This is a genomic window from Corallococcus praedator, assembly GCF_003612125.1.
Lineage (GTDB): Bacteria > Myxococcota > Myxococcia > Myxococcales > Myxococcaceae > Corallococcus > Corallococcus praedator.
Window position 1 is genome coordinate 31255 of sequence record NZ_RAWI01000009.1, and the last position, 26154, is coordinate 57408.

At 70.8% G+C, this 26154-nt stretch carries 1 protein-coding gene; it reads right to left on the reverse strand.

Annotated elements, in window-relative coordinates:
* Nucleotides 1-26154 carry a non-ribosomal peptide synthetase gene (locus D7Y13_RS02325; protein ID WP_120581897.1) on the reverse strand — a complete coding sequence of 8718 codons (26154 nt, stop codon included), beginning with the start codon at nucleotides 26152-26154 and terminating at the stop codon, nucleotides 1-3.

Here is a 26154-nt window from a genome sequence, read left to right on the forward strand (position 1 = left end):
TCAGCTCCCCGTGGAGCCTCGCGCTTCCAGGCCTGACACCCGGGCCAGGGCCTCGCGCAGCCGTTCGACCAGCGGATCCAGGTTCGGGTCCTGCATCAGTTGGTGGTGGCTGCCGGGCACGTCCACCACCTCCAGGCCCCCGCGCACCAATCCCTCCCATCCCCGGTGACGCGGGATGGGTTCACCGCCGGGGATGGGCTCGCTGGCGCTCAGGAGCAGCGCGGTGCCGTCGTAGGGCTTCGGCACGTAGTGGTCCAGGGACAGCAGGTTGGCCTGGAAGACGAGGAACAGGGCCCGCAGCTGGGCGGGGCCCGTCTGCGCATCCAGGATGCCGGCCCGGAGTCCTTCCGCCAGCAGCTGCTTGAGCATCGCGTCGTCGTCGCCCTGCGCCAGGGCTTCGTCCGACAGCGTGGGCTCCTGGCCGAAGGCGGACGCGGTGGCCCGGGCGAAGGCGATGCGTGCGCGCGCGTGGGGCGTGTACTTCGCCTGCTCCTCCGACAGCTTCATCAGGCCCGGCACGTGCGCATCCACCAGCGCGAGCAGGTCCACCTGTTCTCCCGCTTCACGCAGCCTGCGGGCCATCTCGTAGGCGATGACGCCGCCCTGCGACCAGCCGCCCAGCATGTAGGGGCCTCGCGGCTGCACCGCGCGCATGCCGTCGATGTAGAGGCCCGCCATCTCCTCGATGGTCTTCGCGACGGGACGCCCATCCAGGCCGCGTGACTGGAGGCCGTAGAGGGGCTGGGACGGGCCCAGCCGCCGCGCCAGTTCCACGTACGCCAGCACGTTGCCGCCACCCGGGTGGACGAAGAAGAGCGGACGCTGTCCCGGCTCGCCGCGCTCCAGCGATACGACGGGCGTCCATTCCTGCGCCTCGTCGCGCAGCACCTTCGCCAGCTGCTCGATGGTGGGCTGCTGGAAGAGGACCGACAGCGGCAGGGTGTGGCCCAGCCGCTCGCGCACGGCGGAGACCACGCGCACCGCCAGGAGCGAGTGGCCTCCCAGCTCGAAGAAGCTGGTGCGCACGCCCACGGAGCGCACGCCCAGGACTTCCTCCCAGATGCGGGCGAGCTGCGTCTCCAGCGCGTCGCGCGGCGCGACGAAGTCCTTGGCCTCGACCTCGCGCGTGTCCGCTTCGGGGAGGGCCTTGCGGTCGACCTTGCCGTTGGCGTTGAGGGGCAGGGCGTCCAGGACGACGAGCGCGGAGGGCACCATGAACTCGGGCAGGTGCTGCTTGAGCCCGGCCTTCAGGGCGTCCGTGTCCAGCGTGTGCCCGTCACGCGCGGTGACGTAGCCCACGAGCCGCTTGTCCCCGTCGGTTCCCCGGGCGACGACCACGGCCTCGCTGACGCCGTCAGCGGCGCGCAGGGCGGCTTCGACCTCGCCGGGTTCAATGCGGAAGCCGCGCACCTTCACCTGGAAGTCGGTGCGGCCCAGGAAGTCGAGCGTGCCGTCCTCCCGCCACCGGACCTGGTCGCCGGTGCGGTACAGACGCTCGCCCGGCGTGGTGGCGAAGGGGTGCGGCACGAAGCGCTCCGCGGTCAGCTCCGGACGGCGCAGGTAGCCCCAGGCGAGGCCCTGGCCGCCGACGTACAGCTCGCCCGCGACACCCGTGGGCACGGGGCGCAGGTGCGCATCTAGCACGAAGGCGGTGGCGTTGGAGAGGGGCCGGCCGATGGACACCGGGCCCTCCACCTGCGTGTCGCGGTGCAGGGACGCCGTCGTGGAGAACGTCGTGTTCTCCGTCGGGCCATAGCCGTTGATGAGGACGGCGCCTTCGGGGATCCGCGCCAGATGCTCACGCACCCGGGCGGCGGGCAGGACATCGCCACCGGCCAGGAGCTGGCGCACGCCGGCGAGCGCCTCGCCCTGGTGCAGCACCATCTGCTCGAAGAGGGCCGCGGTCAGCCACGATGTCGTCACGCGGTGGTGACGCAGCAGCGTGGCCAGTTCCTCCAGGGAGAGGGGCTGGGGCGGCGCGAGCACGAGCTTCGCGCCGTGCAGCAGCGCGCCCCAGATTTCGAGCGTGGACGCGTCGAACGCGATGGGCGCGAGCTGGAGCCAGACCTCGTCGGGTCCGAAGCGCATGAACGTGTTGCCGAGCACCAGGCGGGTGATGCCCCGGTGGGGCACGCAGACGCCCTTGGGCCGTCCGGTGCTGCCGGAGGTGAACATCACGTAGGCCAGCGCCTCGCCGTCCACGATGACGTCCGGCGCATGCGTGGGCAGCGCGGCGAGGACGCCCTGCTGTTCATCCAACAGGATGCGGGCGCCCGACGCGGGCAGCAGCGGGGCGACGGGCTGGTGGGTGAGCGTCACGCTGACGTCGGCGTCCTCCAGCAGGGCGGCGATGCGGTCCACGGGGGCGTTGCGGTCCACGGGGACGAAGGCGGCGCCGGCCTTGAGGATGGCGAGCAGGGCCACCACCAGCTCGAAGGAACGCTCCACCGCGAGGCCCACGCGAGCACCGGGCGTGATGCCGAGCGCGCGCAGGTGCCACGCCAGTTGGTTGGCGCGGGCCTCGAGCTGTCCGTACGTCAGCGTGGCGTCCCCGAGGACGAGGGCCACGGCGTCCGGCGTGCGGCGGGCCTGCTGTGCGAAGTGGACGTGGACCGGGAGGCCCGTGGGGCTTGGGACGGTGGTGTTGTTCCAGTCCACGAGCAGGCGCTGACGCTCCTGTGCCGACAGCAGGGGCAGCTCGGCCACGGACTGCTCGGGGCTCGCGGCCACGGCCTCCAGCAGCGTGCGCAGGTGTTCGGACATCCGCTTCACGGTGTTCGGGTCGAACAGCGCGGTGCTGTACTCCAGCATTCCGCGCAGCCCGTCCGGCGTCTCCATGAAGAAGGCGCTCAGGTCGAACTTCGACGTCCGCTGCTCGAACGCCAGTCCCTGGAGACGGAGGCCCGGCAGGCGCAGGTCCTCCGTGGGCACGTTCTGCAGCGCCAGCAGCGTCTGGAAGAACGGCGTGTGACTGAGGTTGCGCGCCGGTTGCAGCACCTCCACCAGCTTCTCGAACGGGACGTCCTGGTGCTCGTACGCCTCCAGCACGGTGGCGCGCACCTGCCGGAGCAGCGTGCGGAACGGCTGTCCGGACCGCACCTTCGCGCGCAGCACGAGCGTGTTGACGAAGAAGCCGATGAGTCCTTCGGTCTCCGCCCGGGTGCGACCCGCGATGGGCGAGCCCACGGCGAAGTCCTGCTGCCCCGTGTAGCGCGACAGCAGGGCCTGCCAGCCCGCGAGCAGCACCATGAACAGCGAGCCGCTTTCGCGATGGCCCAGGCTCCGCAGCTTCTCCGTCAGCTCGCGGGGCAGGGTGAAGCCGAAGGTCGCGCCCGCGCTGCCGCGAATCGCCGGACGGGGCCGGTCGGTGGGCAGCTCCAGCACGGCCGGCGCACCGGAGAGCTTCTCCTCCCAGTAGGACACTTCCCTCCGGAGCGTCTCTCCGCTGAGCGTCTGGCGCTGCCACACGGCGTAGTCCGCGTACTGCACCGGCAGCTCCGGCAGGGGCGACGGCTGGCCGTCGGAGAACGCCGCGTAGAGCGCTCCCACCTCACGCACCAGCACCCCCAGGGACCATCCGTCGGAGATGACGTGGTGCATGTTGATGACGAGCACATGCTCCTGTTCGGACAGCTTGAGGAGCAGCGTGCGCACGAGCGGACCGGTGCGCAGGTCGAACGGTCGGCGGATCTCCTGCTCCACCCGCGACCGGGCCTCGGCTTCACGCTGGGCTTCGTCCACGCCCGTGAGGTCGACGAAGCCCAGGGGCAGGGCGACTTCCGGGTGGATGATCTGGACGGGCTCGCCGTCCACCTGCGCGAACGTGGTGCGCAGGGCTCCGTGTCGCCGCACGATCTCCCGAAGCGCCTTCTCCAGCACGTCCGCGTGCAGGTGTCCGTCCAGGCGCACCGCCACGGGCAGGTTGTAGAGCGGGCTGAACGGCTCGAGCTGATCCATGAGCCACAGCCGCTGCTGTGCGAACGACAGCGGCTGCGTTCCTTCGCGCGAGACCTGCACCCGCGTCGTGGCGCGCGTGCCGGAGTATCGGGCGAGACCTTCCACCGTCGGTGACTCGAAGAGCGCGCGCAGGGGCAACTCCACGCCCAGCTCCGTCCGCACGCGCGACACCACTTGCGTCGCGAGCAGCGAGTGGCCGCCCAGTTCGAAGAAGGAGTCCTTCACGCCGACACGCGGCAGCCGGAGCACTTCGGCCCAGATGGCGGCCAGCTTTGCTTCCGTCTCGGTGCGCGGCGCCACGTAGGTGCTGGCCGACTGCGGAGCTTCCGGCTCGGGGAGGGCCTTGCGGTCGACCTTGCCGTTGGAGTTGAGGGGCAGGGCGTCCAGGACGACGACGGTGCCCGGGACCATGTACTCGGGGAGGCCCTGACGCAGGTGGGCCTTGAGGGCTTCGGCCTCCAGCGTTTCACCGACCTTCGCGACGACGTAGGCGACGAGGCGCTTGTCGGCGGCTTCGCCCCTGGCGACGACGACGGCGTCCTTGACGGCGGGGGCCTTGCGGAGCGCGGACTCGACTTCACCCAACTCGATGCGGAAGCCGCGCACCTTCACCTGGAAGTCGATACGGCCCAGGTACTCCAGCCGTCCGTCCTCGCGATACCGCACGCGGTCGCCGGTGCGGTACATGCGGCCACCGGGAGGCCCGTAGGGCTCCGGGATGAAGCGTTCGGCGGTGAGGTCGGGGCGCAGCAGGTAGCCGCGCGCCTGGCCTTCGCCTGCGAGGAACAGCTCGCCGGCCACGCCCACCGGGACGGGGTTCAACGCAGCGTCCAGCACGTAGGCGCGCGTGTCCGTCAGCGGACGGCCGATGAGGGGCACTTCGTCACGGCCCACCAGCGAACCGGTGGAGTACGTCGTGTCCTCCGACGGTCCGTAGAGGTTGAAGAGCTTCTGGACCGAGGGGACGCCGTAGACCTGCTTCGCCAGGGTGTCGGGCAGGGCTTCACCCGCGAGGTTGACGACGCGCACGCCCGTAGGCACCGCGCCCAGGCGCACGAGTTGAGCCATGGCGGAGGGCACGGTGTTGATGAGGGTGACGTCCGAAGCGGTGGACAGCTCCGGCAGGTGCAATGCGTTGCGAGCCATGACGACGGCGCCACCGCTGGAGAGCGGGGCGAAGAGCTCGAACACGGACAGGTCGAAGTTGACGCTCGTCGCGGCGAGGACGCCCTTCAACTCTTCCTTCGAGAACGTCGCCAGGGCCCAGTGCAGGAAGGCGACGGCATTGCCGTGGGTGATGGCGACGCCCTTGGGCCGGCCGGTGCTGCCCGAGGTGTAGATGAGGTAGGCGAGGTGGCCCGGGAGGATGTCCACGGACGGGGCCGTGGTGGGCTGCTTCGCCAGCTCCGTGTCCGTATCCAGGCACACCGCAGTGGCGGAGTGCTCCGGCAGGGACGCGAGCAGGTGTGAGTGGGCGACGAGGGCGGGGCCCTGCGCGTCCTCCAGCAGCCAGCCCAGGCGCTCACGCGGGTAGCTGGGGTCCAGGGGCACGTAGGCGCCACCGGCCTTGAGGATGCCGAGCACGCCGATGACGAGGTCTTCGGTGCGCTCGACGCACAGGCCCACGCGGACTTCGGGGCCCACGCCCAGTCCACGCAGGCGGTGCGCGAGCTGGTTCGCGCGTGCATCCACCTCTCGGTACGTCAGGCGACGCTCCGGGGTGATGACAGCGACGGCATCCGGCGTGCGAAGCACCTGGGCTTCCACCATCTCTGGGACGCTGGCTTCGCGCGGAGACGGCGCCGAGGCAGGGTTCCACTCGACGAGGAGCTGGTGGCGCTCGGCTTCGGTGAGCAGGGGCAGGTCCGCGATGCGGGTGTCCGGCTTCGCGACGATGGCCTCCAGCAGGATGCCGAAGTGGCCCGCCATGCGCTGGACGGTCGACGCATCGAACAGGTCCGTCGCGTACTCCAGCGCGCCGACCATTCCCGTCGGAGCGTCCTGAAGCGCCAACGTCAGGTCGAACTTGGCGAAGTGGGCCTCCAGCGGCAGCGTCCGCAAAGACAGGCCTGGCAGGCGCACGGATTCATTGGGCGTGTTCTGCAGAATGAACATCGCCTGGAAGAGCGGGCCCCGGCTCAGGTCGCGTGGGAGCTGCACGGCTTCGACGAGCTTCTCGAACGGCAGGTGCTGGTGCTCGTAGGCCGCGAGCGTCGTGCCGCGCACCTGAGAGAGCAGCTCGCGGAACGTGTCGCGCGAGCCCAACCGCGAGCGCAGCACGAGCGTGTTGACGAAGAAGCCGATGAGCCCCTCCGTTTCCGCCCGGGTGCGGCCCGCGATGGGAGAGCCAACGCTGATGTCGTCCTGCGCGGAATAGCGAGACAGGAGCACCTGGAAGGCCGCGAGCAGCGTCATGAAGGGCGTAGCGCCTTCACGCTGGGCCAGCGCCTTGAGGGCATCGGACACCTGCGCGGGGATGCGCAGATCCACCTTGGCGCCCCGGTGCGACTGCACGGGCGGACGCGGATGGTCGGTGGGCAGTTCCAACGCGGCCGGTGCGCCCGCGAGCTTCTGCTTCCAGTAGCCGATCTGCGCGTCCAGGACATCGCCCTGGAGCCAGCTGCGCTGCCACGCCGCGAAGTCCGAGTACTGCACGGCCAGCGGCGGCAGGGTGGGCTCCTGGCCCGCATGGAAGGCCACATACAGTGCGGTCAGCTCGCGGACGAGCACGCCCATGGACCAGCCGTCGGAGACGATGTGGTGCATCGTCACCAGGAGCAGGTGCTCCTCTTCGCTCAGCCGGATCAACGTGCTGCGCAGCAGCGGACCGGTGGTCAACTGGAACGGACGTCGCGTCTCCTCGTCGGCCTGCCGTCGAGCCTCCTCCTCGCGCTGTGATTCGGACACGGCGGAGAGGTCCACGAGCGGCAACTTCCATTCGCCCGCGGCGTGCAGGACCTGGGTGGGCTGCCCCTGGTATTCGTGGAAGGTGGTGCGCAGGGCTTCGTGGCGCTGGACCAGGGCCTCGAAGGCTTGGCGCAGGGCGTCCAGGTCCAGGCGTCCGGTGAGTTGGAGCGCGATGGGCAGGTTGTAGGACGCGTCCTCCGGTTGGATCTGATCCAATAGCCACAGCCGCTGCTGCGCGAACGACAGCGGCAGTGTCCCTTCGTGCGGAACGTGCTTGATCACCGAGGTGTTGGCACTGGTGAACCCACCCAGTCGTCCAGCCACGCCTTCCACTGTCGGCGATTCGAAGAGCACGCGCAGGGGCAGCTCCACGCCCAGCTCCGCGCGCACGCGTGACACCACTTGCGTCGCGAGCAGCGAGTGGCCGCCCAGTTCGAAGAAGGAGTCCTTCACGCCGACACGCGGCAGCCGGAGCACTTCGGCCCAGATGGCGGCCAGCTTTGCTTCCGTCTCGGTGCGCGGCGCCACGTAGGTGCTGGCGGACTTGGGGGCTTCCGGCTCGGGGAGGGCCTTGCGGTCGACCTTGCCGTTGGAGTTGAGGGGCAGGGCGTCCAGGACGACAACGGTGCCCGGGACCATGTACTCGGGCAGGCCCTGGCGCAGCTGGGCCTTGAGGGCTTCGGCCTCCAGCGTTTCACCGACCTTCGCGACGACGTAGGCGATGAGGCGCTTGTCGGCGGCCTCACCCCTGGCGACGACGACGGCATCCTTGACGGCCGGGGCCTTGCGGAGCGCGGACTCGACTTCACCCAACTCGATGCGGAAGCCACGCACCTTCACCTGGAAGTCGATACGGCCCAGGTATTCGAGTCGGCCGTCCTCGCGATACCGCACGCGGTCGCCGGTGCGGTACATGCGGCCTCCGGGAGGCCCGTAGGGCTCCGGGATGAAGCGCTCGGCGGTGAGGTCGGGGCGCAGCAGGTAGCCACGCGCCTGGCCTTCGCCCGCGAGGAACAGCTCACCGGCTACGCCCACGGGGACGGGGTGCAGTGAGGCGTCCAGGACGTAGGCACGCGTGTCCGTCAGCGGACGGCCGATGAGGGGCACTTCGTCACGGCCCACCAGCGAGCCGGTGGAGTACGTCGTGTCCTCCGACGGCCCATAGAGGTTGAAGAGCTTCTGCACCGAGGGGACGCCGTAGACCTGCTTCGCCAACGTGTCGGGCAGGGCTTCACCCGCGAGGTTGACGACGCGCACGCCCGCAGGCACCGCGCCCAGGCGCACCAGTTGGGCCATGGCGGAGGGCACGGTGTTGATGAGCGTGACTTCCGGCGCGGTGGACAACTCCGGCAGGTGCAGCGCATTGCGCGCCATGACGACGGCGCCACCGCTGGAGAGCGGGGCGAAGAGCTCGAACACGGACAGGTCGAAGTTGACGCTCGTCGCGGCGAGGACGCCCTTCAACTCTTCCTTCGAGAACGTCGCCAGGGCCCAGTGCAGGAAGGCGACGGCATTGCCGTGGGTGATGGCGACGCCCTTGGGACGGCCGGTGCTGCCCGAGGTGTAGATGAGGTAGGCGAGGTGGCCCGGGAGGATGTCCACGGACGGGGCCGTGGTGGGCTGCTTCGCCAGCTCCGTGTCCGTGTCCAGGCACACGGCGGTGGCGGAGTGCTCCGGCAAGGACGCGAGCAGGTGTGAGTGGGCGACGAGGGCGGGGCCCTGCGCGTCCTCCAGCAGCCAGCCCAGGCGCTCACGCGGGTAGCTGGGGTCCAGCGGCACGTAGGCGCCACCGGCCTTGAGGATGCCGAGCACGCCGATGACGAGGTCTTCGGTGCGCTCGACGCACAGGCCCACTCGCACTTCGGGGCCCACACCCAGGCCGCGCAGGCGGTGCGCGAGCTGGTTCGCGCGTGCATCCACCTCGCGGTACGTCAGGCGACGCTCCGGGGTGATGACGGCAACGGCGTCCGGCGTGCGCAGCACCTGCCCCTCGACGAGGGCGGCAATGCTCGACTCACGCGGCGCGGAGACCGAGGCGGGGTTCCACTCGACGAGGAGCTGATGGCGCTCGGCTTCGGTGAGCAGGGGCAGGTCCGCGATGCGAGTGTCCGGCTTCTTCGCGATGGCCTCCAGCAGGACGCCGAAGTGGCCCGCCATGCGCTGGACGGTCGACGCGTCGAACAAGTCCGTCGCGTACTCCAGCGCTCCGATCATCCCGTTCGGAGCGTCCTGGAGCGCCAACGTCAGGTCGAACTTGGCGAAGTGGGCCTCCAGCGGCAGGGGCTGGATGGACAGGCCCGGCAAACGCATGGCTTCCGTGGGCGTGTTCTGCAGAATGAACATCGCCTGGAAGAGCGGCCCGCGGCTCAGGTCGCGCGTGGGCTGCACGGCTTCGACGAGCTTCTCGAACGGCAGGTGCTGGTGCTCGTAGGCCGCGAGCGTCGTGCCGCGCACCTGGGCCAACAGCTCGCGGAACGTGTCACGCGAGCCCAGACGCGAGCGCAGCACGAGCGTGTTGACGAAGAAGCCGATGAGCCCTTCGGTCTCCGCCTGCGTGCGGCCCGCGATGGGGGAACCGACGCTGATGTCGTCCTGCGCGGAGTAGCGCGACAGGAGCACCTGGAAGGCCGCGAGCAGCGTCATGAAGGGCGTAGCGCCTTCACGCTGGGCCAGCGCCTTGATGGCATCCGCCACATGCATCGGGACGTGCAGGTCCACCTTGGCGCCACGATGCGATTGCTCCGGCGGACGCGGATGGTCGGTGGGCAGCTCCAGCGCGGCCGGCGCGCCCGCGAGCTTCTCCTTCCAGTAGCCGATCTGCGCATCCAGGACCTCGCCCTGGAGCCAGTCGCGCTGCCATGCGGAGAAGTCCACGTACTGCACGGGCAGCGGCGCGAGGGTCGGCGTGTTTCCCGTGGTGAAGGACCGGTAGAAGTCCGCCATCTCGCGGACGAGCACTCCCATGGACCAGCCGTCGGAGACGATGTGGTGCATCGTCACCAGGAGCAGGTGCTCCTCTTCACCGAGCCGGATCAACGTGCTGCGCAGCAGCGGCCCCATGGCGAGCTGGAACGGACGACGTGTCTCCTCGTCGGCCAGACGCCGGGCCTCTTCCTGCCTCCGAGCTTCGGGCAGGGCGGAGAGGTCCACGATGGGCAGCTTCCATTCGCCCGGCGCGTGGACGGCCTGCGAAGGCTGTCCCTGGCGTTCCTGGAACGTGGTGCGCAGGGCTTCGTGGCGCTGGACCAGGGCCTCGAAGGCTCTGCGCAGGGCGGTCACGTCCAGATGCCCGGTGAGCTGGAGCGCGGTGGGCAGGTTGTAGGACGCGTCCTCCGGCTGGAGTTGATCCAACAGCCACAGCCGCTGCTGCGCGAATGACAGCGGAAGCGTTCCTTCTCGCGACACGCGCGTGATGGCCGGAGCACTGGAGCTGGTGAACCCGGCCATTCGGCTGGCCAGTGACTCCACGGTCGGCGATTCGAAGAGCGCGCGCAGGGGCAACTCCACGCCCAGCTCCGCGCGCACGCGCGACACCACCTGCGTCGCGAGCAGCGAGTGGCCGCCCAGCTCGAAGAAGGAGTCCTTCACGCCCACCCGAGGCACTCGCAGGACTTCCGCCCAGAGCGCAGCGAGTTTCTCCTCTACCGGCGTTCGAGGCGCCTCGTAGGTGCTGGCCGACTGCGGAGCTTCCGGCTCGGGCAGGGCCTTGCGGTCGACCTTGCCGTTGGAGTTGAGGGGCAGGGCGTCCAGGACGACGACGGTGCCCGGGACCATGTACTCGGGCAGGCCCTGGCGCAGCTGGGCCTTGAGGGCTTCAGCCTCAAGGGACTGGCCCGTCTTCGCGACGACGTAGGCGACGAGGCGCTTGTCGGCGGCCTCGCCCCTGGCGACGACGACGGCATCCTTGACGGCCGGGGCCTTGCGGAGCGCGGACTCGACTTCACCCAACTCGATGCGGAAGCCACGCACCTTCACCTGGAAGTCGATACGGCCCAGGTACTCCAGCCGTCCGTCCTCGCGATACCGCACGCGGTCGCCGGTGCGGTACATGCGGCCTCCGGGAGGCCCGTAGGGCTCCGGGATGAAGCGCTCGGCGGTGAGGTCGGGGCGCAGCAGGTAGCCACGCGCCTGGCCTTCGCCCGCGAGGTACAGCTCGCCGGCCACGCCCACGGGGACGGGGTGCAGTGAGGCGTCCAGGACGTAGGCGCGCGTGTCCGTCAGCGGACGGCCGATGAGGGGCACTTCGTCACGGCCCACCAGCGAGCCGGTGGAGTACGTCGTGTCCTCCGACGGCCCATAGAGGTTGAAGAGCTTCTGGACCGAGGGGACGCCGTAGACCTGCTTCGCCAGGGTGTCGGGCAGGGCTTCACCCGCGAGGTTGACGACGCGCACGCCCGTAGGCACCGCGCCCAGGCGCACGAGTTGAGCCATGGCGGAGGGCACGGTGTTGATGAGGGTGACGTCCGAAGCGGTGGACAGCTCCGGCAGGTGCAATGCGTTGCGAGCCATGACGACGGCGCCACCGCTGGAGAGCGGAGCGAAGAGCTCGAACACGGACAGGTCGAAGTTGACGCTTGTCGCGGCGAGGACGCCCTTCAACTCTTCCTTCGAGAACGTCGCCAGGGCCCAGCGCAGGAAGGCGACAGCGTTGCCGTGGGTGATGGCGACGCCCTTGGGCCGGCCGGTGCTGCCCGAGGTGTAGATGAGGTAGGCGAGGTGGCCCGGGAGGATGTCCACGGACGGGGCCGTGGTGGGCTGGGGCGCCAGCTCTGTGTCCGTGTCCAGGCACACGGCGGTGGCGGAGTGCTCCGGCAAGGACGCGAGCAGGTGTGAGTGGGCGACGAGGGCGGGGCCCTGCGCGTCCTCCAGCAGCCAGCCCAGGCGCTCGCGCGGGTAGCTGGGGTCCAGGGGCACGTAGGCGCCACCGGCCTTGAGGATGCCGAGCACGCCGATGACGAGGTCTTCGGTGCGTTCGACGCACAGGCCCACTCGCACTTCGGGGCCCACGCCCAGTCCACGCAGGCGGTGCGCGAGTTGATTGGCCCGTGCATCCACCTCGCGGTACGTCAGGCGGCGCTCCGGGGTGATGACAGCGACTGCATCCGGCGTGCGAAGCACCTGCGCCTCGACGAGGGCGGAAATGCTCGACTCGCGCGGCGCGGAGGCCGAGGCGGGGTTCCACTCGATGAGGAGCTGGTGACGCTCAGTATCGGTGAGAAGCGGCAGGTCCGCGATGCGGGTGTCCGGCTTCTTCGCGATGGCTTCCAGCAGGATGCCGAAGTGGCCCGCCATGCGCTGGACGGTCGACGCGTCGAACAAGTCCGTCGCGTACTCCAGCGCGCCAAGCAGTTCCGACCCTGACTCGCGCAGTGCCAGCGAGAGATCGAACTTGGCGAACTGGGTTTCCAGCGGCAGCGTCTGCATCGCCATGCCCGGCAGGCGCACGGATTCATTGGGCGTGTTCTGCAGGACGAACATCGCCTGGAAGAGCGGCCCGCGGCTCAGGTCGCGCGTGGGCTGAATGGCCTCGACGAGCTTCTCGAACGGCAGGTGCTGGTGCTCATAGGCCGCGAGCGTCGTGCCGCGCACCTGAGAGAGCAGCTCTCGGAACGTCGCCCGTGGATTCACCTGCGAGCGCAGCACGAGCGTGTTGACGAAGAAGCCGATGAGCCCCTCGGTCTCCGCCTGCGTGCGGCCGGCGATGGGGGAACCGACGCTGATGTCGTCCTGCGCGGAGTAGCGCGACAGGAGCACCTGGAACGCCGCGAGCAGCATCATGAAGGGCGTAGCGCCTTCACGCTGGGCCAGGGCCTTGAGGGCATCGGACACCTGCGCGGGGATGCGCAGGTCCACCTTGGCGCCCCGGTGTGACTGCACGGGCGGACGCGGATGGTCCGTAGGCAGCTCCAGTGCGGCCGGCGCGCCCGCGAGCTTCTCCTTCCAGTAGCCGATCTGCGCATCCAGGACTTCGCCCTGGAGCCAGTCGCGCTGCCACGTCGCGAAGTCCGCGTACTGCACGGGCAGCGGTGCGAGGACGGGGTCCTGGCCCGCGTGGAAGGCCACGTACATCGCGGTGAGCTCGCGAACGAGCACGCCCATGGACCAGCCGTCGGAGACGATGTGGTGCATCGTCATCAGCAGCAGGTGCTCTTCCTCGCCCAGCCGTACCAGCACGGAGCGCATCAGCGGACCCGTGGCGAGCTGGAAGGGACGCCGGGCCTCGGTCGTCGCCAGCCGCCGCGCCTCCTCCTCGCGCTGTGCTTCGGGAAGGGACGCCAGGTCGATGACGGGCAGGTCCCAGCCGGACGCCGGCTGGATGCGCTGCGCCGGGGCTTCGTGGGCTTCGGAGAGCGTGGTGCGCAGCGGTTCGTGACGGGCGACCAGGGCCTCGAAGGCCCGACGCAACGACTCCACGTCCACGCGCCCCGTCAGCCGCAGGGCCGTGGGGATGTTGTACGACGCATCCCCGGGCTGGAGCTGATCCAACAGCCACAGGCGCTGCTGCGCGAAGGAGAGCGGAATGGCTCCCTCACGCGACGCGGGCCGCAGCGGTGGGGCCCGGAGCGCCGCGGGCTGGGCTTCCTGGAGCCGGGACGCCAGGGCTTCGACGGTGGGCGCACCGAAGAGGGCCCGCAGCGGCAGCTCCACGTCGAACGCGGCGCGCACACGCGAGACGAGCTGGGTGGCCAGCAGCGAGTGCCCACCGAGCGCGAAGAAGTCATCGTGGGCGCCGACGCGCTCCACGCGAAGGACCTCCGCGAAGATGGCCGCCAGCTTCTCCTCGGTGGGCGTGCGAGGGGCGACGAAGTCGGAGGCGCGAGGCGCGTCTCCCGGCTCGGGCAGGGCCTTGCGGTCCACCTTGCCGTTGACGTTGAGGGGCAGCGCGTCCAGGACGACGAGGACGGACGGCACCATGTACTCAGGCAGTTGCTGCTTGAGCTGGCCCTTCAGTGCGTCCGTGTCCAGCGTGTGGCCTTCGAGCGCGGTGAGGTAGCCGATGAGGCGCTTGTCCCCATCCGTGCCGCGCGCGATGACGATGGCCTCGCTGACGCCCACGGCGGCACGCAGCGCGGTTTCGATTTCACCCAGCTCGATGCGGAAGCCGCGCACCTTCACCTGGAAGTCGAAGCGGCCCAGGAAGTCGAGGGTGCCGTCGGCCAGCCAGCGGACCTTGTCGCCGGTGCGGTAGAGGCGCTCGCCAGGAGTGGAGGCGAAGGGGTGGGGGATGAAGCGCTCCGCGGTCAGCTCAGGGCGGTGCAGGTAGCCCCAGGCGAGACCGGGGCCGCCGACGTACAGCTCGCCCGCGACGCCCGTGGGGACGGGGCGCAGGTGCGGGTCGAGCACGTAGACGGTGGAGTTGGAGATGGCTCCGCCGATGGAGGCCGGACCGTCCACCACGGTGTCGCGGTGCATGGCCAGCGTGGTGGAGAACGTCGTGTTCTCCGTCGGGCCGTAGGCATGTACGAACGTCGAGCCTTCAGGGAGGCGAGCCAGATGGTCGCGCAGGCGAGACCACGGCATCACGTCACCGCCGGCGAGGAGCTGGCGCACGCCCGCGAGGGCCTCACCCTGGTGCAGCGCCATCTGTTCGAACAGCGCGGTCGTCTGGAACAACGCCGTCACGCGGTGGTGACGCAGCTGCGCGGCCAGCTCCTCCAGCGAAAGGGCATGGGGCGGCGCAAGGACGAGCTTCGCGCCGTGCAGCAGCGCGCCCCAGATTTCGAGCGTGGAAGCGTCAAAGGCGACGGGTGCGAACTGGAGCCAGACCTCGTCGGGCCCGAAGCGCATGAACGTGTTGCCGAGCACCAGGCGGGTGATGCCCCGGTGGGGCACACAGACGCCCTTGGGACGGCCGGTGCTGCCGGAGGTGAACATCACGTAGGCCAGCGCCTCGCCGTCCACGGTGACATCCGGCGCATGCGTGGGTAGCGCGGCGAGGACGTCCTGCTGCGCATCCAGCCAGACACGGGCACCGGTCGCGGGCAGCAGCGGGGCGAACGGCTGATGGGTCACCACCACTCCGACGTCGGCGTCCTCCAGCAGGGCGGCGATGCGGTCCACGGGCGCGTTGCGGTCCACGGGGACGAAGGCGGCGCCCGCCTTGAGGGTGGCGAGGATGGCGATGATCAGCTCGAAGGAGCGTTCCACGGCGAGGCCCACGCGCGCGCCGGGCGTGATGCCAAGCGAGCGCAGGTGCCACGCCAGTTGGTTGGCGCGGGCCTCAAGCTGCCCGTACGTCAGCGTGGCGTCCCCGAGGACGACGGCCACGGCCTCCGGCGTGCGGCGGGCCTGGTGCGCGAAGTGGACGTGGACCGGAATGTCCGTGGGGCTTGGGACGGTGGTGTCGTTCCAGTCCACGAGCAGGCGCTGACGCTCGGCCGCTGACATCAGGGGCAGCTCCGCCACGGACAGCCCGGGCCTCGTCGCCACGGCGTCCAGCAGCGTGTTCAGGTGCTCGGCCATCCGCTCCACGGTGCCGCGCTCGAACAGCGCCGTGCTGTACTCCAGGTCTCCGACGAACCCGTCCGGGGACTCCAGCAGCGTGAGGGTGAGGTCGAACTTCGCGGAGCGCGCTTCCGCCGTCACCTGCTGGAAGGCGAGTCCGGGAACGCGCAGGTCCTGCGTGGTGGTGCTCTGCAGCGTGAACATCACCTGGAAGAGCGGGCTGCGGCTCGGGTCGCGCACGGGCTGGAGGACTTCCACCAGCTTCTCGAACGGCAGGTGCTGATGGTCGTAGGCCGCGAGCGTCGTGCAGCGCACCTGCTCCAGCACCTGCTGGAACGTCGCCTGGGGTTCGACGTGGGCGCGCAACACCAGCGTGTTGACGAAGAAGCCGATGAGCCCTTCGGTCTCCGCCTGCGTGCGGCCGGCGATGGGCGTTCCCACGCTGATGTCATCCTGGCCGGAGTAGCGCGACAGGAGTACCTGGAAGGCCGTGAGCAGCACCATGAAGGGTGTGACGCCCTCGCGGCTCGCGAGCGCCTTGAGCGCTTCGGACGTCGCCTTCGGCACGCGGAGGGAGAGCGCCGCACCCGCGTGGGACTGGATGGCGGGACGCGGATGATCCGTCAGCAGCTCCAGCGCGGACGGCGCGCCCGCGAGCTGCTCCTTCCAGTAGCCGAGCTGCGCGTCCAGCGTCTCCCCCTGGAGCCACTGGCGCTGCCACGCCGCGAAGTCCGCGTACTGCACGGGCAGCGGGGCCAGGAGCGGCGCGCTTCCCCGGGTGTGACCCTCGTAGAAGGCCACCAGCTCGCGGATGAGGACGCCCATGGACCAGCCGTCGGAGACGATGTGGTGCATCGTCACCAGCAGCAGGTGTTCCTCCTCGCCCAGCCGAACGAGGCGGGTGCGCAGGAGCGGACCGTGCTCCAGGTGGAACGGCTGGCGCGCATCCTCCTCGATGCTGCGCCGGGCCTCGGCTTCCCGCCGCGCTTCGGGCAGGTCGGAGAGGTCCGTGACGGGCAACGACCACGCGGACGGCGCGTGGAGGTGTTGCGTGGCCTGTTCCTGATGCACCCGGAAGGTCGTGCGCAGGGACTCGTGACGGGCGACCAGGGACTCGAAGGCGCGGCGCAGCGACTCCACGTCCACGCGCCCCGTCAGTCGCAGGGCCGTGGGGATGTTGTACGACGCATCCCCGGGCGAGAGCTGATCCAGGAACCACAGGCGCTGCTGCGCGAAGGAGAGCGGAATGGCCTCCTCGCGTGATACGGGCCGCAGCGGCGGCGCTCGAAGCGCGGTGCTCCGGGCCTCGTCGAGCTGGGGCGCGAGGGTCTCGACGGTGGGCGCACCGAAGAGGGCGCGCAGTTGCAGCTCCACGCCGAACGCGGCGCGCACACGCGAGACGAGCTGCGTGGCCAGCAGCGAGTGTCCACCGAGCGCGAAGAAGTCGTCGTGGATGCCGACGCGCTCCACGCGCAGGACCTCCGCGAAGATGGCCGCCAGCTTCTCCTCGGTGGGCGTGCGCGGGGCGACGAAGTCGGAGGTGCTCGGGGCCTCTCCCGGCTCGGGCAGGGCCTTGCGGTCGACCTTGCCGTTGGCGTTGAGCGGCAGCGCGTCCAGGACGACGAGCGCGGAGGGCACCATGTACTCGGGCAGCTGCTGCTTGAGCTGGCCCTTCAGTGCGTCCGTGTCCAGCGCGTGGCCTTCGAGCGCGGTGAGGTAGCCGATGAGGCGCTTGTCCCCATCCGTGCCGCGCGCGATGACGATGGCCTCGCTGACGCCCACGGCGGCGCGCAGCGCATTTTCGATTTCGCCCAGCTCGATGCGGAAGCCACGCACCTTCACCTGGAAGTCGAAGCGGCCCAGGAAGTCGAGGGTGCCGCCCGCGAGCCAGCGGACCTTGTCGCCGGTGCGGTAGAGGCGCTCGCCAGGAGTGGAGGCGAAGGGGTGGGGGATGAAGCGCTCCGCGGTCAGCTCGGGGCGGTGCAGGTAGCCCCATGCGAGGCCGGGGCCGCCGACGTACAGCTCGCCCGCGACGCCCGTGGGGACAGGGCGCAGGTGCGCGTCCAGCACGAAGGCGGTGGCGTTGGGAATGGGCCGGCCAATGGACACCGCCCCCTCCACCACGGTGTCGTGGTGCATGGGCGAGGTCGTGGAGAACGTCGTGTTCTCCGTCGGGCCGTAGGCGTTGATGAGGACCGCGCCTTCGGGGAGCCGCGCCAGATGTTCGCGCACGCGCGTGGCGGGAAGGATGTCGCCGCCGGACAGGACCTGTCCGACCCGTGCGAGCGCTTCGCCCTGATGCAGCGCCATCTGCTCGAAGAGGGACGCGGTCAGCCACAGCGTCGTCACGCGGTGCTGACGCAGCTGCGCGGCCAGCTCCTCCAGGGACAGGGCGTGGGGCGGCGCGAGGACGAGCTTCGCCCCGTGCAGCAGCGCACCCCAGATTTCGAGCGTGGACGCGTCGAACGCGACGGGGGCGAACTGGAGCCAGACCTCGTCGGGCCCGAAGCGCATGAAGGTGCTGCCGAGCACCAGGCGGGTGATGCCCCGGTGGGGCACGCAGACGCCCTTGGGACGTCCGGTGCTGCCGGAGGTGAACATCACGTAGGCCAGCGCCTCGCCGTCCACGCTGACGTCGGGGGCATGGGTGGGTTGCTTCGCGATGGCGGCCTGCTGTTCATCCAGCCAGATGTAGATGCCCGTCGAGGGCAGCAGCGATTCGAAGGGCTCGTGGGTGAGCGTCACGCCGACGTTGGCGTCCTCCAGGAGCGCGGCGATGCGGTCCACGGGCGCGTTGCGGTCCACGGGGACGAAGGCGGCGCCGGCCTTGAGGATGGCGAGGGTGGCGATGATCAGCTCGAAGGAGCGCTCCACCGCGAGGCCCACGCGCGCGCCCGGGACGATGCCGAAGGAGCGCAGGTGCCAGGCCAACTGGTTGGCGCGGGCATCGAGTTCCCCGTACGTCAGCGTGGCGTCCCCAAGCACCAGGGCCACGGCCTCCGGCGTGCGACGGGCCTGCTCCGCGAAGTGGACATGGACCGGGAGGTCCGTGGGGCTGGCGACGGTGGTGTCGTTCCAGTCCACGAGCAGGCGCTGGCGCTCTTCCACGGGAAGCAGGGGCAGCTCCGCCACGGACAGCTCCGGCCTTTCGGCCACGGCCGCCAGCAGCGTGTTCAGGTGCTCGGCCATCCGCTCCACGGTGCCGCGCTCGAACAGCGCCGTGCTGTACTCCAGCTTGCCGAGGAAGCCCTGCGGCGAGTCCTGCAACAGCAGGGTCAGGTCGAACTTGGAGGAGTTTGTCTCCGCCTCCACCTGACGGAAGGAGAGCCCGGGGACGCGCAGCTCCTCCGTGGGCATGTTCTGCAGGGTGAACATCACCTGGAACAGCGGGCTGTGGCGCAGGTCGCGCACGGGCTGGAGGACCTCCACCAGCTTCTCGAACGGCAGGTGCTGGTGCTCGTAGGCCGCGAGCGTCGTGCCTCGCACCTGGCCCAGCAGCGCCTGGAACGACTCTCCGGACGCAAGCCGCGAGCGAAGCACCAGCGTGTTGATGAAGAAGCCGATGAGCCCTTCGGTCTCCGCGTGCGTGCGGCCCGCGACGGGCGAACCCACGCTGATGTCGTCCTGGCCGGAGTAGCGCGACAGGAGCACCTGGAAGGCCGCGAGCAGCACCATGAAGGGCGTGGCGCCCTCGCGCCGGCCCAGGGCCTTGAGCGCTTCGGATACGGACCGCGGAACCTGCACGGGCACCGTCGAGCCCCGGTACGACTGGAGGGACGGACGCGGATGATCCGTGGGCAGCTCCAGCGCGGACGGCGCGCCCGCGAGCTTCTCCTTCCAATAGCCGAGCTGCGCATCCAGCGTCTCGCCCTGGAGCCAGTCGCGCTGCCAGACCGTGAAGTCCGAGTACTGCACGGCCAGCGGCGGCAGGGTGGCTTCCTGGCCCGCGTGGAAGGCCGCGTACAGCGCGGTGAGCTCCCGCACGAGCACGCCCATGGACCAGCCGTCGGAGACGATGTGGTGCATCGTCACCAGGAGCACGTGCTCCTCCGTGCCCAGGCGCACCAGCGACGTACGCAGCAGCGGGCCTGCTTCCAGGTCGAAGGGCCGCCGGGCCTCCTGACCCGCCAGGCTCCGGGCCTCCTCTTCACGCCGCGCTTCGGGCAGGGCGGACACGTCCGTGAGCGGCAGCGTCCAGCCGCCCGGTGCGTGGACGTGTTGCGTGGCCTGCCCCTGGTGCTGGACGAGCGTGGTGCGCAGCGAGTCGTGGCGCGCGACCAGGGCCTCGAAGGCGCGGCGCAGGGACTCCACGTCGACGTGGCCCGTCAACCGCAGGGCCGTGGGGATGTTGTACGACGCATCTCCCGGCTGGAGCTGATCCAACAGCCACAGGCGCTGCTGCGCGAAGGACAGCGGCAGGGGACCGTCGACGCGGGCACGGGTGAGCGGCGGCAGCCGGGGCCCCGAGGTCGTTGTCAGCAGGCGCTCGGCGAGCGCGGCCACGGTGGGTGATTCGAAGAGCGCGCGCAGGGGCAGCTCGACGCTGAAGACCGCGCGGATCCGCGACACCAGCTGCGTCGCGAGGAGCGAGTGGCCGCCGAGCGCGAAGAAGTCGTCGTGGACGCTGATGCGCTCGCGGCGCAGCACGTGGGCGAAGACCCCGGCGACCTTCTCCTCGGTGGGAGAGCGGGGCGCGACGAAGGCGGCAAGGGGCGATGCGTCGGGCGCGGGCAGGGCCTTGCGGTCCAGCTTGCCGTTGGCGTTGAGGGGCAGGGCCTCCAGCACGAGGAAGGCGGACGGCACCATGTACTCGGGCAGTCGCTCCTTGAGGAACGCGCGCACGACGGCGGTGTCCACCGGCTGTCCCGAGATGGGGACGAGGTAGGCGACGAGCCGCTTGTCGCCGGGCACGTCCTCGCGGGCGACCACGACGGCTTCGTGCACGGAGGCATGCGCGAGCAGCGAGGCTTCGATTTCACCCAGCTCGATGCGGAAGCCCCGCACCTTCACCTGGAAGTCGAGCCGCTGCAGGTAGTCCAGGTGGCCGTCGGCGCGCCAGCGCACCACGTCGCCGGTGCGGTAGAGGCGAGCCCCGGGGGTGGAGGCGAAGGGGTGGGGGATGAAGCGCTCGGCGCTCAGCGCGGGCTGGCCGAGGTAGCCCCACGCCAGGCCTGTGCTTTCGAGGAAGAGCTCGCCCGGGACCCCGAAGGGCACCGGCCGCAGCCCGGCATCCAGCACGTAGGTGCGGGTGTTGGCGATGGGCCGACCGATGGGCGGACGCGTGCCGTCGTCGCGCGTGGAGGCGGGCACGGGCGTGAAGGTGGCGACGACGGTGCTTTCGGTGGGGCCGTAGTGGTTGAAGAGCGTGGCGGGCACCGACGCGGACGGGCCGTGGTGCAGGGCATCGCCGCCCGTGAGCAGGGCGCGCAGGGCCATGGGCTTCGGCCACGCCTCGCGCAGCACCGCTTCGGCCAGGGGCGTGGGCATGAAGCAGGTGGTGATGGCTTCGTCGGCCAGCCAGCGCAGCAGCTGCGCGGGTTCGGCGCGCAGGGCATCGGGGGGAACGACGAGGCTTGAGCCCGACGCGAGCGAAGGCCACACCTCCCAGGTGGAGGCGTCGAAGGCCACGCCGGCGGTGAGCGCCGTGCGGTCCTCCGGCGTCAGTGCATAGGTGCGCTGGTGCCACGCCACCAGGTTCATCAGGCCCCGGTGGTGGACGGCGACGCCCTTGGGGCGCCCCGTGCTGCCGGAGGTGTAGATGACGTAGGCAAGGTCGTCCGCGCCCACGGGCGCCACGGGCAGGGGCGGGGCCGGCACCGCGACCTCCGTCTCCAGCGACAGGACGCGCGTGGAGAGGGCGGGCAGCTCCGTGCGCAGGTGCTGCTGGGTGAGGAGGATGGAGGCGGAGCAGTCCGCCAGCATGAAGGCGAGGCGTTCGGGCGGAACGCCGGCGGCGATGGGCACGTACGCGGCGCCCACCTTGAGGGCGGCGAGCAGGCCGGCCACCAGCTCCGGTGAGCGCTCGGCCAGGACCGCGACGCGGTCGCCACGACGCACGCCCGCGGCATGCAGGTGCACCGCGAGCTGGTGGGCCCAGGCGTCGAGCTCCCCGTAGGTCACGCCGCGCTCACCCATGCGCACGGCGAGCGCGTCCGGCGCGCGGCGGGCCTGAACAGCGAAGACGTGGTGGATGCAGGTGTCGTCCGGGAACGCGACGTCCGTCTGGTTCCACTCCACGAGCAGCCGGGCCTGCTCCGCCTCCGTCATCAACGGCAGGGCGGCGAGGGACGTCTCCGGCTTCGCGGCGATGGCCTCCAGCAGGACGCCGTAGTGGCCCATGAGCCGCTGGACCGTGGCGGCGTCGAAGAGGTCGCTGCTGTACTCCAGGAAGCCGGTGAGGCCCTGGGGCACCTCGAAGAGCGTCAGCGCAAGGTCGAAGCGCGCGGAGTTCCCCTCCAGCGGGATGGGCTGGAAGGCGAGCCCCGGCACCCGCAGCGCTTCCGCGGGCGCGTTCTGCAGGACGAACATCACCTGGAACAGCGGGCTGCGGCTCAAATCGCGCGAAGGCTGGAGGACCTCCACCAGCTTCTCGAACGGGACGTGCTGGTGCTCATAGGCGGCCAGCGTGGTGCCGCGCACCTGCGCGAGCAGCTGACGGAACGACTCCTCCGGACGCAGCCGCGAGCGCAGCACGAGCGTGTTGACGAAGAAGCCGATGAGCCCTTCGGCCTCCGCGTGCGTGCGCCCCGCGATGGGCGAGCCCACGGAGACGTCGTCCTGGGTCGAGTAGCGGGACAGCAGGAGCTGGAACGCTGAGAGCAGCAGCATGAAGGGCGTAGCGCCCTCCTTCTGTGCCAGCGCGCGCAGGGAGGCCGTCAACGTCGCGGGGAGGTTCACCGGCACCGTGGCGCCGCGCCGCGACTGCACGGGCGGACGCGGCCGGTCCGTGGGCAGCTCCAGCGCGGAGGGCGCGTCCGCGAGCTGCTGCTTCCAGTAGCCGAGCTGCGCGTCCAGCACCTCGCCCTGCAACCACTGCCGCTGCCACACGGCGAAGTCCGCGTACTGCACCGGCAGCGGCGCGAAGCCGGGCTCGCGTCCCGCGCTGAAGGCCGCGTAGCTGGTGGCCAGCTCCTTCACGAGCACGCCCATGGACCAGGCGTCGGAGACGATGTGGTGCATCGTCACCAGCAGGACGTGCGTCTCTTCCGACAGCCGCAGGAGCGCGGTGCGCAACAGCGGCCCTTGGCCCAGGTGGAAGGGCTGGCGCGCTTCGCGGGTGGCCAGTCGCACCGTCTCCGCTTCGGCCTCGGACGCGGCCAGGGAGGACAGGTCCTGGACGGGGAGCGCCCACGCGGCCGGGGCGTGGATGCGCTGGAAGGGCTGGCCCTCGTGTTCGAAGAAGGTGGTGCGCAGGGCGTCGTGACGCTGGACGAGCGCCTCGAAGGAGCGGCGCAGCGCCTCCACGTCCAGGCGCCCCGTGAGGCGCAGCGTGACGGGGAGGTTGTAGGACGCGTCATCCGGCGCGAGCTGATCCAGGAACCAGAGCCGCTGCTGCGCGAAGGACAGCGGCTGGGGCCCTTCCGTCGTCGTCCGGGTGAGGGGCGGCAGCCGCGCGGCGCTCCGGGCCTGCTGCAACCTCTCCGCGAGCGAGGCCACGGTGGGCGCCTCGAAGAGGGCGCGCAGGGGCAGCTCCACGTCGAGCGCGGCGCGCACCCGGGCCACCAACTGCGTGGCGAGCAGCGAGTGGCCGCCCAGCTCGAAGAAGTTGTCGGTGCGGCCCACCGAAGGCACGCGCAGCACGTCGCGCCACAGCTCCGCCAACTGCTCCTCCAGCGGCGTCACCGGCGCCTCGTAGGCGTGGGTCCGCGCGGTGGCCTCGGGGACGGGCAGCGCCTTGCGGTCCACCTTGCCGTTGGACGTCAGCGGCAGCGTCTGGAGGGAGACGAAGGCGGCGGGCACCATGTAGTCGGGCAGGTGCTGCTTCAGGTGCGCGCGCAGGGCCGCGACATCCAGCGCGTCCGACACGACGTACGCCACCAACCGCTTGTCGCCCGGGTGGTCCTCGCGGGCGAGCACCACCGCGTCCTTCACGGCCGGGCCCGCGCGCAGCACGGTTTCGATTTCACCCAGCTCGATGCGGAAGCCGCGCACCTTCACCTGCGCGTCGATGCGGCCCACGAACTCCAGCGTGCCGTCCGGCTGCCAGCGCACCACGTCGCCCGTGCGGTACAGCCGGGCCCCGCCCTCGCGGGAGAAGACGTCCGGCACGAAGCGCTCGGCGGTGAGGCCCGCGCGTCCCGCGTAGCCCCGCGCCACGCCCACGCCGCCCACGTACAGCTCGCCGCGCACGCCCACGGGCACGGGCTCGCCGCGCGGATCCAGCACGTAGGCGCGCACGTTCGCCAACGGCCGGCCGATGGACGGCACGCTCCCGTTGGCGATGACCTCTCCGAGCGTCGCCACCACCGTGGCCTCGGTGGGACCGTAGGTGTTGAGGAACCTGCGTCCCGGGGCCCAGCGCGCGACGACGTCCGCGGGCAGGGCTTCGCCGCCGGAGATGACGGTGCGCACCTCCGGCAGTCCTTCCGACGACGTGGCCGCGAGCGCGGCGGGCGTGAGGCTGATGACGGTGAGGCCCTGCTCCCGGAGCAGCACCGGCAGCGGCGCGCCCGGCATCAGCTTGTCCAGCGGCGCCAGCACCAGCGTGGCCCCGTTGCACAGCGTGGTGAAGATCTCCTCCACCGACAGGTCGAAGCTCAGGCTCGCGAACTGCAACACGCGGCTGCCCGGGCCGATGCCGTACGCCACCGCCTCGTGCGTGACGAGGTTGGCCACGCCGCGGTGCTCCACGGCCGTGCCCTTGGGCGTGCCGGTGCTGCCGGAGGTGTAGAGCAGGTACGCTAGGTGCGCGGGCGTGACGCCCGTCTCGGGTGCGTCCGTTGCCTCCAACGCGAGGGCTTCCCGTTCGGTGTCCAGGCAGAGCGCCCGCGACCGGTGGCCCTCAGGGAAACGGTCCACCAGCGGGCTCTGCGTGACGAGCACCGCCGCGCCGCTGTCCTCCAGCATGAAGGCCAGGCGCTCGCGCGGCAGCAGCGGATCCACCGGCACCCACGCGCCGCCCGCCTTGAGGATGCCCAACAGGCCGATGACGACGTCGAGCGAGCGCTCCACGCTCAGGGCGACGCGCACCTCGGGACGGACGCCCCGGCGGCGCAGGGCGTGGGCGAGCTGGTTGGCCCGCGCATCCAGCTGCGCGTACGTCAGCTGCGTCCCTTCGAAGAGGGCCGCCAGCGCCTCCGGGGCGCGGCGGGCCTGGGCCTCGAAGAGCGAATGCATGCACGCCTCCGGGAAGGGCGCGTGCGTGGCGTTCCAGTCGATGAGCACCTGCTGGCGCTCGGCGGCGGTGAGCAACGGCAGCCGCGCGGCGGCTTCGTTCGGACGGGCGAGCGCGCCCTCCAGCAGCAGGCGCAGGTGCTCCGCCATGCGCGCGGCGGTGGGCGCGGTGAAGATGTCGGTGGCGTACTCCAGGTAGCCCTTGATGCCCTGTTCCGTCTCCAGCACCTGGAGCGTCAGGTCGAACTTCGCGGTGTGCGTGTCGAGCTCCAGCGCCTCCAGCTTCACGCCCTCCACCGTCGCCGCGCCCCGGAAGGACGCCTGGAACGTGAGCATGACCTGGAAGAACGGGGTGCGGCCCTGGATGCGCTCCGGACGCAGCTCCTCCACCAGCCGCTCGATGGGCAGCTCCTGGTGCTCCTGGGCCCCGAGCACCGTCTCCCGCACCTGCCGCAGGAGCGCGCGGAAGGACGCGTTGCCGTCCACGCGCGTGCGCAACACCTGCGCGTTGACGAAGAGGCCGATGAGCCCCTCCACCTCTCCGCGCGAGCGGCCCGCCATCGGCGAGCCCACCGTCACGTCGTCCTGGCCCGAGTACCGCGACATGAGCAGCTGCCAGCCCGTCAGCAGCACCATGTACAGCGAGGCGCCTTCCTGCTGTCCGAAGGCCTTCATCGCGTCCATCAGCTCGCGCGACAGGTGCACGTCGTGCCGGGCACCCCGGCCGTCGCGGATCGCCGGACGGGGCAGGTCCGTGGGCAGCTCCAGCGCCGCCGGCACGCCGTCCAGGTGCTGCTTCCAGTAATCGAGTTGCTTCTCCAGCCGGGGGCCCTGGAGCCACTCGCGCTGCCACACGCCGAAGTCCGCGTACTGCACGCCCAGCGCGGGCAGGGCCGGAGGCATCCCCTTCGCGAGCATGCCGTAGAGCATCGCCACCTCGCGCACGAGCAGCGTCATCGACCAGCCGTCGGAGACGATGTGGTGCACCACCACCACCAGCAGGTGCTCCCCCGGGCCGGACGTCAGCAGCAACGCGCGCAGCAGCGGGCCCTGCGCCAGGTCGAAGGGACGGGCCGCCGCCTCGCGCGCCAGCCGCCACGCCTCGTCGGGCGCCGCGCCCGTGACGTCGCGCCGCTCCAGCGTGAGCACCGGCTCCTGGGACACCACCTGCACCGGCCCCGCCGCGTCCTCGCGGAAGGTCGTGCGCAGCACCTCGTGACGGCGCACCACCTCGCGCAGCGCCCGCTCCAGCACCGCCACGTCCAGCGAGCCCTCCAGGCGCACCGCCATGGGCACGTTGAACAGGGCGCTGCCAGGGTCCAGCTGATCGATGAACCACAGCCGCTGCTGGGCGAACGACAGCGGCAGCGGACGCGAGCGATCCTGGACCGGGATGAGCCCGCGAGCAGTGCTTCCCGCGGCCCCCTTCTGCGCGGCCATCTTCTTCAGCAGCTCGGCGCGCTTTTCCGGTGAGAGGTTCGCGATCCGCTTCGACAGCTCCTGGCTGCTCAT

Bases quoted from the DNA above. Each gene is read 5' to 3' on its own strand.
- D7Y13_RS02325 (WP_120581897.1), bottom strand. From the start codon at position 26,154: ATGAGCAGCCAGGAGCTGTCGAAGCGGATCGCGAACCTCTCACCGGAA.